Raw genomic sequence first — 13936 nt, 5'->3', positions numbered from 1 at the left:
TGTCGGTGGTATCCAGCGATACACCGTAGCTGAAGACATAGAGCTTGCCGCTACGCGTCTCGACCGGTTCGAACGCGGTCTCGCCGGGCGACAGCATGCGCACGAAATCGAAGTCGCGACCCAGGGCCGACGACGACTCCCAACGAAACCCATCGTTGCCCACGATGATGGCGTACAGACCCGAGCCCGGACGCGAAAAATCGGGATTGGGCTGGCTATCCGGCGTAGTGACCTTGCCGGCGCGGGTCGTGTCCGTGCCGGTGATATAGGCGATGGCGTAGTTGTGCAGCCGGTCGTGCATGGCCGACAGCTCAGAGGCGTAGTTCGCCTTGTTCTGCGCCAGACCGGTCAGGCCCAGGAAGGCAGCGAGCGCGAAACCAGTCGCCAGCGCCGCGCGCGCGGCCAGCGAAAGAGGCCGACGTTTGGTGGATGAAGCGTTGTCCATGCTTCGAGCTTACCTCGGGGCGGCGCGACGTCTCGATCGCGCCGCCCCCGGATGGATCAATCTTCGTCCGCTTCGTTACGCGGGATGGCGAAACGATAGCCGCGGCCACGCACGGTCTCGATGGGCTTGAGCACGCTTTCCGGGTCCAGCTTGCGGCGCAGGCGGCCAATGAAGACCTCCAGCACGTTGGAGTCGCGATCGAAGTCCTGCTGGTAGATGTGCTCGGTGAGGTCGGCCTTGGAGACCAACTCGCCTGCATGCAGCATCAGGTATTCCAGCACCTTGTATTCGTAGCTGGTGAGGTCGACCTGGCGGCCTTCGACCGTCACCGTCTGCGCCGTGGTATCCAGCTTGATCGGGCCGCAGGCCAGCACCGGCTTGGACCAGCCGCTTGCGCGACGGACCAGGGCGTTGATGCGGGCCAGCAGTTCCTCGACGTGGAACGGCTTGACCAAGTAGTCGTCGGCGCCGTGCTTGAGGCCTTCGACCTTGTCCTGCCAGCTACCCCGGGCGGTGAGGATCAGGATCGGGTAGCGCTGGCCGTGCTCGCGCAGGGCCTTGACCAGATCCATGCCCGACAGCTTGGGCAGACCCAGGTCGATGATGGCCAGGTCGAACGGCACCTCGCGACCCAGGTACAGCCCTTCTTCGCCATCCTGGGCGGCATCCACGGCGAAGCCGTCGCGCTTCAGGCGCGCGGCGAGGGTCTCGCGCAGCGGGGCCTCATCCTCTACAAGCAGGATTCGCATCAATGTTTCTCCTTGTTATCCCCGGCGCTCGCGTCCAGGGGCTTGGCAGTTTCGGTTCGGATCGGTACCACGCGGACGTGACCGTCCAGCGTGAGCACTTTGACCCGGTATTCGGTAAAGCGGCCGCGCTCGACGAGCCGCGTATCCGCTGACAACACCTTGCCCCCGGTGTCTTTTTGCACCTTGCTCACCGCCTGCTCCAGCGTCAGAGACTGGTCGGCCTGCACGGCAAAGGGCGACGCAAGGCAAAGTGCGGCGAAAAATAGCGGACGAAACGTGATTTTCATGTCTGGCGCAGAAAGACTGGTCGGYCGATCATGCCCACGCCCGACCAGCCCGAAGCTGAACGAAATCAGGCTGCCTGGCGAAGTGGCGCCATAGCGGCCTCGATCAGGCTCCAATCGGCACCCGGAAGGTGGGCGCCTTCGCTCAGGTGACGGCGGAAGCCGCGCGCGCCCGGCTCACCCTGGTAGAGCCCCAGAATGTGCCGGGTAATGTGCTTGAGCTGGCCGCCCCGCGCCAGTTCGGCCTCGATATAGATACGCATGCGCTCCAGCACCGCCCCGCGATCCGGCAGCGGCGTGCCATAGAGGTCAGCTTCCAGCTTCGCCAGTACGAAGGGGTCGTGGTAGGCCGCGCGGCCGATCATCACACCGTCCACTTGGCTCAGATGCTCGCGGACCGCCTCGACGGTGGTGATGCCGCCATTGATGACGACCGTGAGCTCGGGGAATTCGCGCTTCAGGCGGTAGACGCGCTCATAGTCCAGCGGGGGAATCTCCCGATTCTCTTTGGGGCTGAGACCTTCGAGCCATGCCTTGCGAGCGTGCACGACGAGGATGCCCACCCCGGCTTCGATCATGGTGGTGGTGAAACGCTGTAGGTCGGCATATTCGTCCTGGTCGTCCACGCCGATGCGGCACTTCACCGTGACAGGGACGTCGACGACCTCGGCCATGGCCCGGACGCACTCGCCCACCAGGGCCGGTTCGCGCATGAGGCAGGCGCCAAATTTGCCCGACTGCACGCGGTCCGACGGGCAGCCCACGTTGAGGTTGATCTCGTCATACCCGGCCTCAGCGCCCATCACGGCCGCCTTGGCCAGCTCCACCGGATCGCTGCCACCCAGCTGCAGGGCCACGGGATGCTCCTCGTGGCTGTGCTCGAGGAGGCGGATCTGGTTGCCGCGCACGAGGGCCGCGCTGGTCACCATCTCGGTGTAGAGCCGGGCATGGGGGGACAGCAGGCGGTGAAAGTACCGGCAGTGACGATCTGTCCAGTCCATCATGGGGGCGACGGTGAGGCGGAAGGCTGAGGGGGGAGTGGGTTGCATGGCGGCATTTTAGCCGGTTCGGGGAATTGCCATCGGACGACACGGGATCGCGCGTTGACACCTACCGAGTCGGACACATAAGGAACCAGTAGCGTAACGCCGGACCGAAAGCGCGTATGCGTCACATGTTCATCCATCGACTCGTTCTCGCAGGAACATCAGCAGCAAGACAAAGGGCCCCACGACCGCGCAACCGAATAGGGTCAACCATCCCAGATTTCCCCACCATGCGCTCATGCTCCCTCCTATGCTCACTGATGGGTAATCTCGGAGATAGGTCACCTCGACCGGGGCTCCATTCCACGTGTCACTGCAACTGTCTGGAAGTATTTTTGCGTGTCCCCGGCCGACATACACATTGCCACTTACTTCGAACCGGTAGTCGAACGTCGGTGTCTTCCCTGCGCACTGCGTAGCCGTGACGATACCCACGGCGGGTACCGGATCAAATAGGACGGGATGCACGTCAACCAGCCAGAGCACCAGGAGCGCCAGAGGCACCCCGATCAGTACGTAACCCGTGCGCTTGCGATTGCCCACGACAAACTGCCAGTAGGCTGCAATGAATCCCTTAAGTGCCATCACGGCAACCCAAGTTGCCGTCCATGCCACACCTGTTTGGCGCCCGATCGACCTTCAACCGTGACCTTTACGTTGAAGCAAGACCGGGCGTCCGGATCCGACGGGAGACGAACACCGACGACGTCGTTCCACTTCGAAATATCAACGGCGGACGCGCCAAGCCTGGGCTCAGCGTTGAGCGTGTTAATCGACGGAATGTCGTACCCCATGCCAATGTCGTAGAGCTCGGGGACGTTTTGCAGTGCCGATATCGAGCCGCACGAAACCTCGACGGTTATCTTGTCGATCACCCCCAGCCGCTTTGCTTCGTTTGTCGGAAGATGCAGGAAATTACACGCGGACTTGCACTACCGAAGCGCAGGTGCTCCCGCAGATAAACATGGACAGCAGAGCCGTCCAGAATCGTGACCTCATCGGATACCGCCCCCATTCTGTTCCGGGCCGAATAACAAGAAATTGTCCGGCCTATTGCTCATTCTTGAAGCTGACGGGGCGGGTCCAGAGCCCAGGCCATGATAATCAGACCGACGACAGCGGGAACCAGCCACAGCAGGATACTGGCCAGGCTCGGTGTGGCAGGCTCCAGTTCCATGGCGCTAAAGGGATTGATCGCCCCGATGGGAAGCATGATGGCGACAAGCAGGCAAAGCCAAGCGGCAATGCGGCGCGCCAGTCGATGCATGCATAGCAGACCGACGCCGAGAGGGCCCAACACGGCGCAGATGAATGYGGTCACGAGCGGTGCGCCATTCGCCCTGAAGGCATCTAGGCAGGCGCCGAGTACTCGCCACAGGCATGTGGCGCCAGCCAGATACGCCACCGCGCGTCGCAAGATATCGGTCGGTGTCATAGCGGTATCAACTCGATCTCCGAGTCCATGACATCTGCGACCCAGCGAACACTTCTGTCGTCGTTGAAACAGACAACGATGCCCATCGACTCGCCGTTTGGCCCGGTGAACCCATGGTCAAGCTCGACGATGTCACCCACGGCGGGGCGGCTGCTGCCATCACCCGCCCTCATATCGACGCGCTGCACGGGAATCTCGGCGATCAGGCGGGCCTTCAGGGGAGTACCGATTGAGGCATCCAACGCCCTGCAAGGTTCGACCAAATCACCATCGTCACTCATCAGCCAACCCTAGCCTTCTCCTAGCCCGGGCAGATCATGCCGTCGATTCGGCAACGTTGTAAATGCAGGCGTCATGTCGGGAGGCGAGGTATGGCTGGCCCCGCGACTGGTCGCTTAGACTCGTGGCAGACCCATGAGTACCGGATGAAAGTCAGCGTCGATGGCGATATGGATACGCCGCTCGCGTTGGCAGCGTGGACGGTGGCATGGCAGCGCTTTGCGCCATCCTGGTCGGCATAGGCTTGTTCGCGACCGAGTTCAACGCGCTAGGCGTTCCGGGGATATGGTTTCCCTATGGAACGGGTGTGGCGAGAGGCCAGTACGCCTACGCCGCCTTCGTCGCCTTTCTCTTCGCGCTGATCCTCAAGCGGTTTGCGAGCGATGCGCGACGCATGTAGAACGCTATGCCGTCGAGTCGTGATATGGCGGCGTCACTCTCCCGCCTCGACCGTGGGCTTGGGAGCGGTGACATCGCTACTCGGCGGCGCCGCTCTTAAGGCGGGGACGAAGAAGGCCGAAATGCGATCGGCGAAGAACAGCAGTGCCAGCCCCATGATCGTCTCCACGACCGCGTGATTGATTTCTGCCAATACGTTCAGGCTTCCCGAATTGAGGCCCTTCTGTGTGTCGTACGCGGTCACCAGATAGCTGATGGCACTCATGATCGACGCGGCGCCGAGATAGCGCAGGACCAGTGCAAACCACATGCGTGGTGTCATATGCGTTCCCCTTCCTTGTTGAATGACAGGCGACCCCGGCATGCGGGGTGAGATCCGATTCTTTCCGATCCTCATCGAATCGGCAACTGGTGCTCCACTCGCGCCCGGGCCGTGAACACGCTTAGACTGAGACCACTTTCATCCGAGCGAATTCAAAGCGCCATGATCGTTACCGAACGCCTGATCCTCAGTCCCACGTCCGTTTCCGATTTCGACGACTGCCATGCAGCGCGAACCGATCCGGAGGTCATGCATTTCATCGGCGGCCCCGCGGCATCCGAGGACACCTGGATCAAGCTGCTACGGAACATTGGTCACTGGTCCGCCTACGGGCACGGTCTGTTCACCGTGCGGGAGAAAGAGGGTGGTCGCTTCGTCGGCGACGTCGGACTCGCAACCTTTCACCGCGACCTCGGTGACGACTTCGATCCCTTTCCGGAAGCGGCCTGGGTGCTCGCACGGTCCGCACAAGGAAAAGGCTACGCCACCGAAGCCGTGCAGGCCGCGCACGACTGGTTCTTCGCGCATCGCGAGACAGGACGCACCGTTTGCATCATCAATCCCGAGAATGTTCCCTCGATTCGGGTGGCGGAACGGCTGGGCTACCGGGCGTTCGGCGAGGCGTCCTACAAGGGATCGACGGTGACGAAGTTCGAGCGCCTTCCGTAAGTCGCTCGAGGCTCAGGCCACCTCGATGTTCTGAGCAATGCGCCATAGCACACCGGTAGGGTCGATCAGCACGAAGTCGCGCATGCCCCAGGGTTGGTTCGCCGGCGGCACGACGCGCACGCCGTAGCGCTTGGCGATGTCGTGCGCCAGCACATGTTGCCACCAGGCTTCCACGTCGACGACGAGCATGTGCATCATGACGTTCTCGGCGTGTTCCTTGACGTAGAAATTCTGCAGAAGAAAGCTGGTCTCCCCTGCCCTGAGATAAGCCAGGTCGTCGGACGACCACGCCACCGTGAATCCGACGTCTCTGTAGAAGCGTTTCGACAACTCGAAATCTTTCGCAGGCACGAAGGCCTTGATCTCTACGGTTTCCATCGTCACCTCGTTCTCCTCGTTGGACATGCCAGGTCAGGCCGACTCGCGATCCTTGCGTCCGATCTCCACCAGGGCAGCGAGGCCTCGTTTCAGACTTCGAAGGCCGCTTTCACCAATACGGGCGTGAAGGTCCGCGTCGATCCGGTCSCGTGCGGCGCCTTGCACGGCTGCAGCGTCACGACCGCGTTCGGTCAACGTGATGACCAGCTTGCGGCGATCGACGGGATCGCCTTCACGCGCGAGGTACCCGCGAGTGACCAAGGTATCGACGAGCTGCCCGGCCGCCTGCTTGGAGACGCGAAGCTCCTGGACCAAGCGACCCAGCGGCACGTCGCCGGCGCCCTTCGCCAGTCCACCGATTACGTAGAGGCCGTTTTCGGGGATATCGTCGTAGCCGGCTTCGTCGAGCGCGCCGCGCATGGCCGTGGCGTAGGTACCGCGGGCATGCCTGAGTAGCGCAGGCACGACGATGTCTTCATACCAGGCGGGTTGATCATGGGACACGACTGCGCACCTCATCAACGGGGTTGATAGTCAATTTAGTTGACTATCAACCCCTCCGCAAGTGCTCTGGCAGGGGCGGCCCATAAAGAAAATGGAGCACCCGGCGGCTCCCCGGCGAGCGCCCCTTTGCCGACGAATGGATCAGCAACGGCCGCAACACAACGACACCGCCGCGCTCGACCACACAGGGCACCTTGCCTGCCGCAGCCGCGGCCCGGAGAGCCTCGCTCGACAGTCGCCCTAACACGTGCGTGCCGGGTACGACTTCCAGGGGCCCTGTATCCGCAGCGTTGTCGTCGAGCTGCAGTCGCACCGCCACCATCTGTTCAAGCACGGCCACGGGCGGCTGAACGAACCACACGCCTTCCTTGCGCGACCAACCAGACCAACCGGCCACGTCACGGCGGTTACGAACCGGAATGCTCAGGTCCTGATGCGGCGTCACCGACCACGTGGACCCATCGGATTTGGAAAACAACGTGCACTGGACTGCTTGCGCACCGGCCGGAAGCAGCGCTGCGATCGGCGGACTATTCGCCAGCCAGCGTCCGAGCGATGCAACGGCATCCAGCGACAAAAGCTTTCGTGAGCCGGCACCCGTCAGCGGCGCAGCTTCGACAGCGGCGAGCAGCGCATCACATGCTTCACTCGTAAGGAGGGGCGACAGGATCGTGAATCCGTCGCGGAAGAACCCAGAGCCTGCCAGAGACTCACTGGGTGACGCGCTCACGTCAGGGGCTCGCCGCTATCGAACGTTCGAGTCGGCTCAGCCGAACGAACTCGTTAAGCAGCCACACGACGCCGGAAAGGCCCAGCAGAAACTGCAGGGTCAAGAAAACCGCGATGCCGGCAGGTTGCGACATGGTCGAAAGGATGCGTGTCAACGATCCAAGATGCACCCAGGGCAATCCAACGATTGCCTGGACAAATGCAATGAAGCTCCCAGCAGCCAGTAAGAGAAGGCTCGTGTGTCGGGAACGTGCGTACGCAATCAGCTGCAGACTGAGCAGCGCCAATTGGCCGAACACCGAAACGACCATCAGGTACATATAGAAGATCGCAGTATCACCCGTCATTTGCATCGTCATACACCCCCGATGGTGTTCCTTCATGGACGTCAGCGTCCGGCTGTCGCTTCCGCGTAAGCCGCGTTGATTTCTTTCGCCTTCTGCTCGGCCAGCGCACGGATGTCCGGGCCGAGGTTGGCCACTTTATCCGGGTGGTACTCGCTCATCCGCGCCCGGTAGGCACTGACGATCTGCTCATGAGTCGCATCGCGCGCCACGCCAAGCACGTCATACCAGGGCAGCTGGCGCTGAAACAGGTTCGGCGGTACGGGGCGATGACCTTCGCTCGTTGGCTCGTCCGACTTGCTCATCATCGCCGAAACGAACTTGTAGCCGATCGCCAGGCAGACCGCGATAACGATGATGTCGACCAGGGTCATGCTAGCGCGCCTTCGATCTGGTGGAGATAGGTCGTCAGCTGAGCGTGACGCTCGCTGTCCGTGTCTTCGATGTCCATTTGCCGATGGAGCTTGGCACGGATAGTGTCGGCAAGGCGGGCCCGCTCGCTGGCATCCAGCAGCCGGTGCGCGGTGGAAACGAGGTCGAAGCGATCGGCGACGCGCAGACCCTGTTTGCGCACCAGATCGAGTGCATAGGGCGCGCACAGGAGCGCATCGGAAGCGATGCTCGCGCACTCCTTGCCGCCCAGACCGGTGACGTTTCGAAGGCGCCACACGCGCGAGACGGCGAAGACGATGGCCGCATACAGCACGATCATCCAACCGAGCAACACGAAGGCGGAGCCCAGCAGCACGACGGGAAGCGCGGCGAAAACCACGACCAGCAACATCACCGGCGTCGCCGATGCCGCGACGCCGATTCGCCATGCACGAAGGCCACGCGGCGACGGCCGGGCCAATGGTGGTGTCTGCAACGATGACCACCGCAGACGAAGTAGGGCACGCTGCGGCGCCAGTAGAGCGGGAACGTAGACGTGCCTTCCACCAAGCTCGAACTCCGAGCCCGCCGAGAATGACCACGTGCCATCGCGTCGCTCGAAGAAGACGACTTCGTTGTGGTACAGCAGCAGGACGGCGTCGTAGACATACATGCCTGCGACGCCGAACAACAGCCACCAGGGTGAAAGGAGCATGTCGCCTATTTCGCCTTGCGGGTGAACAAGCGCTTGATCGCTCCGCTCACTGCGGCAAAGCCGATCAGGATGAATTTCCACGCCGCAGCGAGGAACGTGCCGATGATCGCGAAGAAACCCTTCTTCGCGGCGACGGCGGCGACGCCTCCGGTGATCAGCGCAGCAAGACCGTATTCGGCGACCTTGTCGCCACTATGGAAATCGGTGTACGCCTGGCCCGGTGCGAACGTGAAGCCACCCATCGTGCCCTTGAACTGATCGACGGCCGTGGTGAGCGCATTCGGGTCGGCGACGAGGACGACGTTCATCACGCCACCGCGTCCGAGAATACGCGTGTTGTAGTTCACCACTTCGGCCTGCGACTTGTCTTCGCGCGCAACGAACGACCAGGCGAGGGACTTCAGCTCGTTGTCGTACTTCGGTGGATTCTTCCAGCCAATGACAGTGAGCGTGTCCCAGCCGCGCGAACGGCGTTCCTTGTTGCTCTGCTCGGTACCCTCGCGGACATTCTTCAGGATGTCGTCGGCATCGAGCTTTTCGTCGTCCTTCACATACCCGACATCCTCGTAGGTAAAGAAGGCGAWCCACGCCTTGTTGTCCGGGGCAAGCGTATACCTGTCGGCCTGGTGCGGCGGGTTATGCATCAACTCGTTGAGCCGCCTGGTGCCTTCCGGGTCGAGGAAGGCATAGCCCTTGGGTACGTCCAGCGTCGCTTGCGATCCGACCTGCACCTTGGTGGGGCCGAACTTCCAGGGCAGCTCCGATACCGGAGAAGCCTGCGCGGCGAGTGCCACCAACGACAGCGCGAGCGCGGCTGCCAACTTCCTTGCAAATCCAGTCATCGTGTTCTTCCCAAACCGTGCGCCGAGCGCAAGCGCGATCAGACGCGCGCCGTGGCGCGAATCCGGTGTCCTTCATGGGTCGTGGAAGCCCCTGTCACGACAGTTATAAGTTTGCAACAAAAGCCGGCCGGAGGGAATCGGACGCACCGAAGCCCCCGCCCCTTCCGGGGGCTTCCGGTAGAATGGAGGGTTGTGGTTTACAGGGCAGCTCCTCATGCACATCGTCGTCAACGAAGAACTCAAGGCTTACATCGACCCGCTGACACCCGACGAGTACGAGTCGCTGGAGCGCAGTCTGCTCGCCGAGGGCTGCCGCGACGCGCTGGTGCTCTGGGGCGACACCCTGGTCGACGGCCACAACCGCTACGGCATCTGCCGCAAGCACGACATTCCCTTCCAGACCGTACAGAACGAGCGTTTCCGCTCGATCGACGATGTCCACCTGTGGATGATCGAGCAACACCTGGGCCGGCGCAGCGTGTCGGACTTCCAGCGCGGCGTGCTCGCGCTGCGCAAGCGCGAGATCCTTGCCGAGCGCCGGGCGCAGCTGGCCGAGTCGGACGTGCCCTTCGACACCACCGATGCTCAGCCGGCTGCCCCCAAGCCGCCCAAGACCGCACCGGCCGATAGCCGCAAGGACATCGCCCGCGAGGCGCGGATCAGCAGCAACCAGGTCGGCATGATCGAGAAGATCCGCAAGGAAGCTGCCCCCGAGGTGGTCGCCGCAGTGAAGTCCGGCGCCCTCTCGATCAGCGCGGCCGCCGCGGTGGCCAGCCTGCCTGAGGACGAGCAGCGCGCGGCCGCCACCGGAGGCGACGATGAGCTGAAGCAGGCCGCCAAGCGGGTGCGTGAGTCCAAACGGAAGCCCCGGGAGAAGCCCTCGGACGATGTCATGGCCTTGCGCGAGCAGGTGGCCGACCTGGAAGCCGAGAATCGCAACCTTCGCCGCGAGATCGACGCCCTGCGCGCCCGCCTGGGCGAAAGCGTGCCCGAGGACGCCGACGAAGCGCTCGCGGAGTAAGGTGAACCGTGCCGGCCGGGAACTCCGACCGRCATCCGGCGATCAAAGGCCGGTACACCGGACGCGCTCTCGAGCGTTCGAGAGTCTGTCCCCGGAGCGCTCCCATGAAAGCCATCATCGTCCTCGCCGCCCTCTCCCTCGCCGCCACGTCCACATGGGCGCAGGACACCAGCAAGCCCCTGAACCTGCGACTGCCCGCCGACTATGTGCCCGCACCGGCCAGCAGCACGGCAGCCGCCCCTGCGGCGGCCAGCAGCGTTGCCGGCACCGCACCGAAGAACGGCGGCAGCGTGGCGGTCACCCCCACCCGCCCGAAAGACCCCCCGGGTGCCTACTACGGCGACACCAGCGGCCGCATGGCCAACACCGAGACCGACAGTGGCGTGCCGCGCTGCGACGACGCCACCTATAACAAGCCCCAGGTCCACGGCAGCCTCACCACCGGCGTGGTCAGTGCCAGCCATGGCGGCAGCGGCAGCTACCAGGGCGGCGCGGTCAGCCTCAGCCAGGCCTTCGGCAGTTGCGAGCACCCGACCGGCGGCGTCAGCATCTCCGTCGGCGGCATGAACAACAACTTCGGGGGCGGTCGCGGGCGCTGGTAAGCCTAAGGCCGGGAACGAAACACCACGATGCGATCCGTCGCCGACGGATCGGGATCGTCGCTTCGTAACCACGCCATCCGGGCGAACGTGCGCGCGCATGGCCCGAGCACGATCACCCGCACCGGCCTTGAAGCCGCCTCGGCCTCGATCCGGGCCAGCACGTCACGAAGCACGGTGCCCAGGAAAGGCGTGAAGAGATAGAACACGTCGACGCCGGCCAGGTCCGCGTCGCGGGCGTCGCCCGCCTCGAAGCTCACGCCCTCCAGGCCCAGGGCCGACGCGGCCCGCGTTGAGCTATCGACGTACGCGGGCACACGCTCCACGCCGCGCGTGCAAGCCCCGGTGAGCATATGCACCAGCATCGGCACGTGGCCAAGGCCCGAGCCCAGGTCCAGTACGACATCCGCCGACGAAATCGCGGCACGCCGGATGCCGTCGACGATATGCCGCGCCGGGGTGGGCTGATAGAACACCATCTCGGGCGGCGACACCGGGGGAGCGATCGCGGGCTCGTCGATAGCAAGGATGCCCGCAAGCAAGCCGTCCAGCGCATCGTAGTGCTGGCCGGGCAATACCGCGCCACCGATCCAGCGCTCTAGTGCCCGACGGCCTTCGCCAAGGCGGATCTGCTCGCGAAGGACCTCGAAGAGGCCGCCATCGATCGATGCCATCACGTCGACCAACCGCTCGGCGCGGTCGCGCTCACCGCCCTCGGGCGCCCCGACCAGATGAAGCTCGAGTCGGTCCATCGCCTCGGCGCGCGCGACAAACGCGGCGGCCTCGCGCCATCCATCACTCGCGCAGAGCGCGGCCATCAAGGCGCCCAGTGCCGTGCCATCGCTCACCACGCGCGCTCGCGCCACCAGCGACGCCACCAACCGGCGCGCGAAGGAAAAACCCGGCTCATCGGCACGTGCACAATCACGTCGGTACCACCCTCCACGCGTGACGCGAAGGCCACGCTGCCGCCGAGGCTCTGGGCGCGTTCCTGCATGCCACGCAAACCCCAGTGACCGGCTCGCCCACCGCCACGGAGCACGGCGTCGTCGATGCCGCGCCCGTCGTCGCGAATGCGCAGCACCAGCTCGGCACCCTCCGTTTCGATGACCACGTCGATACGCGATGCCTCGGCGTGGGCGATCGCGTTATGCACGGCCTCCCGCGCGATGCCATAGAGTTCGTCACGCGCCAGCGGATCCATGTCACGCATGTCGATCGACGCTTCCACCAACACAGGTACGGTGTGTTCCGTGCCGAAGACACGCGCCAGCTCGACAAGCGCGACATCCAGGGAGAACGACTCGCCAGCGTGGCCGCGCAGGTCACGCACGCGATCGCGTGCTTCCACGAGGGCCTCTTCAGCGCGATCCAGTGCACCCTCCATCGCGATCCGCAACGGTTGGTCAGCGGGCACGCGATTGGCGATGGCCTGAAAACGCATCGTCAGGCCCTGGATACTCTGCAGCAGGGTGTCGTGCAACTCGCGGGCGATGCGTTCGCGCTCGGCGTGGCGCTCGTGCAAACGGGCACGTAGCTGCGCTTCCATCCGACGCATACGCAGGTAGAAGGCGAGCCAAAGCGCGGCGAACGCGATCAACAGGCAGATGACGACGAACCAGGTCGTCTGGAAGAACGTCGGCGCGACGACGATCGTGATCGAGGCGCCCTCCTCGTTCCACACGCCGTCCTCGTTGGCCGCAGTGACGCGGAACCGATAGCTGCCCGGCGGCGGGTCCGTATACACCGCCTCGCGCTCTGTCCCCGCATCACGCCAACGCGTGTCGATACCCTCCATGCGGTAACGGAAGCGTACGCGCTCGGGCATGGAAAGACTGGTCGCGGTATAGCTGATGCGCAGGCGCTCCGTGTGCGCGGGAAGATCCACCGTGGCAGCCACAGGCCAGGTTCCCGCATCCGTGGTAACGGAGCGAATCGACACGGGCGGGGGCAAGGGATTGCGCGGCACGTTGGCCGGATCGATCGAAACGACGCCACTGGTGGTGGCGAACCACAGGCGCCCGTCGTCGGCGACCACCGCCGTAGGCAACGGACGGAACTGGGCCGGCGTGCCGGGAAGGCCGTCCAGCGAATCGAACAGGCTGACCGGCGGACGGTACGACGGATCCTGCAACGCGCGCGCCATGTGAGCGGCGGCGATGCGCGCCACACCCTGGGCAGTGTTCGCCCAGAAATCGCCACGCGCATCGCGAACCAGACCCGAGACGCCGCGCAACGGTTCTCCCAGCGTGGACACCGTTCGTGCCTGCCTGCCGACGACCACGCCGATACCGAGTTCGCCGCCCAACCACACCGCGTCGCGATCCTCGAGCAGGGCCGTGACGTTGCCGACGGCCAGGCCATCCGATGGCCCCAGCACCGTATCGTGCCCCGATTCGCGAATGACGACGGTGTTGCGGGCGAAGGCCATCCACAGGCGCCCRTGCGAATCGTTCATGAGGACCAGCGGAGCCGGATCGTTGGCGATGGTCGGCATCGGGTCGTGCACCCATTTGCCCTCGGTGAAGTGATAGATGCCCGGCCGGTTGATCGACAGCCACGCACCACCCTTGCCGTCACCCACGATGGCCTGCACACCGGTGTAATCCTCGGCGGGCAGCGGTGCGAATCGGTCGGGAACGCCGTCCTTCAGGCGCCACACCCCTTGCGGCCCGCCCAGCCAGGTCCCTTCGCGATCGCGCGATGCCGCCGTAATCGCTTCGGGAAAATCGCCCGGATCCACTCTGGTGGCGTCTACACGCGTCAACGGGCGATTCTTCGTGCCGACCCAGACRCCGTGGCCT

General features: G+C 64.1%; 20 protein-coding genes and 1 pseudogene. 4 read left to right on the top strand and 17 right to left on the bottom strand.

Annotated elements, in window-relative coordinates:
- The 7 genes and pseudogenes from AC1DSN_RS09735 to AC1DSN_RS09705 all read right to left on the bottom strand — a co-directional run.
- A pseudogene (locus tag AC1DSN_RS09735) lies at positions 1–445 on the bottom strand (ATP-binding protein); the annotation flags it as partial.
- 56 nt (positions 446–501) lie between these two features.
- Positions 502–1194, bottom strand: a complete 693-nt coding sequence (locus AC1DSN_RS09730) for a response regulator transcription factor (RefSeq protein WP_477330490.1) — start codon at positions 1192–1194, stop codon at positions 502–504.
- Complete coding sequence (locus tag AC1DSN_RS09725) at positions 1194–1481, bottom strand: PepSY domain-containing protein (protein WP_063572491.1); 288 nt, start codon at positions 1479–1481, stop codon at positions 1194–1196. Before AC1DSN_RS09725 ends, AC1DSN_RS09730 begins: the two co-directional genes overlap by 1 nt.
- Positions 1482–1546: 65 nt before the next feature.
- Positions 1547–2527, bottom strand: coding sequence for a tRNA dihydrouridine(20/20a) synthase DusA (gene dusA / locus AC1DSN_RS09720; RefSeq protein WP_477330488.1), 981 nt, complete (start codon positions 2525–2527; stop codon positions 1547–1549).
- A gap of 581 nt (positions 2528–3108) precedes the next feature.
- Positions 3109–3399, bottom strand: coding sequence for a hypothetical protein (locus AC1DSN_RS09715; RefSeq protein WP_477298852.1), 291 nt, complete (start codon positions 3397–3399; stop codon positions 3109–3111).
- Between the two features lie 182 nt (positions 3400–3581).
- Positions 3582–3791, bottom strand: coding sequence for a hypothetical protein (locus tag AC1DSN_RS09710; protein WP_477330486.1), 210 nt, complete (start codon positions 3789–3791; stop codon positions 3582–3584).
- A 164-nt stretch (positions 3792–3955) separates the two neighbouring features.
- A complete protein-coding gene (locus AC1DSN_RS09705) occupies positions 3956–4240 on the bottom strand; it encodes a hypothetical protein (protein WP_477330484.1) in 285 nt (94 codons plus the stop codon).
- Positions 4241–4446: 206 nt separating this feature from the next.
- Here AC1DSN_RS09705 and AC1DSN_RS09700 point away from each other — a divergent pair, with 206 nt between their 5' ends.
- The gene (locus AC1DSN_RS09700; protein WP_477299080.1) at positions 4447–4638 is read left to right on the top strand and encodes a hypothetical protein; all 192 of its coding nucleotides are present in this window, start codon (positions 4447–4449) and stop codon (positions 4636–4638) included.
- A 33-nt stretch (positions 4639–4671) separates the two neighbouring features.
- Here AC1DSN_RS09700 and AC1DSN_RS09695 read toward each other — a convergent pair whose 3' ends face one another.
- Positions 4672–4959 carry a hypothetical protein gene (locus AC1DSN_RS09695; RefSeq protein WP_477299079.1) on the bottom strand — a complete coding sequence of 96 codons (288 nt, stop codon included), beginning with the start codon at positions 4957–4959 and terminating at the stop codon, positions 4672–4674.
- Positions 4960–5121: 162 nt separating this feature from the next.
- Here AC1DSN_RS09695 and AC1DSN_RS09690 point away from each other — a divergent pair, with 162 nt between their 5' ends.
- Entirely contained in the window at positions 5122–5628 is a 507-nt protein-coding gene (locus AC1DSN_RS09690; RefSeq protein ID WP_477330482.1) for a GNAT family N-acetyltransferase, read from the top strand.
- Between the two features lie 12 nt (positions 5629–5640).
- Here the strand turns inward: AC1DSN_RS09690 and AC1DSN_RS09685 are convergent, their stop codons facing one another.
- The 7 genes from AC1DSN_RS09685 to AC1DSN_RS09655 are packed head-to-tail and all read right to left on the bottom strand — an operon-like array spanning position 5641 to position 9512.
- Entirely contained in the window at positions 5641–6033 is a 393-nt protein-coding gene (locus AC1DSN_RS09685; RefSeq protein ID WP_477296439.1) for a VOC family protein, read from the bottom strand.
- Between the two features lie 6 nt (positions 6034–6039).
- Positions 6040–6510 (bottom strand): MarR family winged helix-turn-helix transcriptional regulator, encoded by a 471-nt coding sequence (locus AC1DSN_RS09680; protein ID WP_477296437.1) that lies wholly within the window; start codon positions 6508–6510, stop codon positions 6040–6042.
- Positions 6511–6556: 46 nt separating this feature from the next.
- Positions 6557–7240 carry a phytanoyl-CoA dioxygenase family protein gene (locus tag AC1DSN_RS09675; RefSeq protein WP_477296435.1) on the bottom strand — a complete coding sequence of 228 codons (684 nt, stop codon included), beginning with the start codon at positions 7238–7240 and terminating at the stop codon, positions 6557–6559.
- Position 7241: 1 nt separating this feature from the next.
- A complete protein-coding gene (locus AC1DSN_RS09670) occupies positions 7242–7622 on the bottom strand; it encodes a hypothetical protein (RefSeq protein ID WP_477330480.1) in 381 nt (126 codons plus the stop codon).
- 5 nt (positions 7623–7627) lie between these two features.
- Positions 7628–7957: a J domain-containing protein gene (locus AC1DSN_RS09665; protein ID WP_477296431.1), complete on the bottom strand. Its 330-nt coding sequence runs from the start codon at positions 7955–7957 to the stop codon at positions 7628–7630.
- Complete coding sequence (locus AC1DSN_RS09660; RefSeq protein WP_477296429.1) at positions 7954–8670, bottom strand: hypothetical protein; 717 nt, start codon at positions 8668–8670, stop codon at positions 7954–7956. Before AC1DSN_RS09660 ends, AC1DSN_RS09665 begins: the two co-directional genes overlap by 4 nt.
- A 5-nt stretch (positions 8671–8675) precedes the next feature.
- On the bottom strand, positions 8676–9512 hold the full coding sequence (locus AC1DSN_RS09655; RefSeq protein ID WP_477330478.1) for a DUF2167 domain-containing protein: 837 nt from the start codon (positions 9510–9512) through the stop codon (positions 8676–8678).
- Between the two features lie 214 nt (positions 9513–9726).
- Between AC1DSN_RS09655 and AC1DSN_RS09650 the strand changes: the two genes are divergently transcribed.
- Both AC1DSN_RS09650 and AC1DSN_RS09645 read left to right on the top strand, forming a co-directional pair.
- Positions 9727–10533 (top strand): plasmid replication/partition related protein, encoded by an 807-nt coding sequence (locus tag AC1DSN_RS09650; protein WP_477296425.1) that lies wholly within the window; start codon positions 9727–9729, stop codon positions 10531–10533.
- A 104-nt stretch (positions 10534–10637) separates the two neighbouring features.
- Positions 10638–11135, top strand: coding sequence for a hypothetical protein (locus AC1DSN_RS09645; protein WP_213949574.1), 498 nt, complete (start codon positions 10638–10640; stop codon positions 11133–11135).
- 2 nt (positions 11136–11137) lie between these two features.
- On the opposite strand, the gene AC1DSN_RS09640 is transcribed toward AC1DSN_RS09645, so the two are convergent.
- On the bottom strand, positions 11138–12010 hold the full coding sequence (locus AC1DSN_RS09640; protein WP_477330476.1) for a hypothetical protein: 873 nt from the start codon (positions 12008–12010) through the stop codon (positions 11138–11140).
- The coding region (locus AC1DSN_RS09635) for a sensor histidine kinase (RefSeq protein ID WP_477330474.1) at positions 11977–13936 on the bottom strand (1960 nt) is incomplete at its 5' end. The genes AC1DSN_RS09635 and AC1DSN_RS09640, both read right to left, overlap by 34 nt.

This window comes from Luteibacter sp. P4_D7_3 (assembly GCF_056401735.1).
Note: the sequence above shows the minus strand (reverse complement) of the source record. Positions and strands in the feature narration are given on the sequence as shown.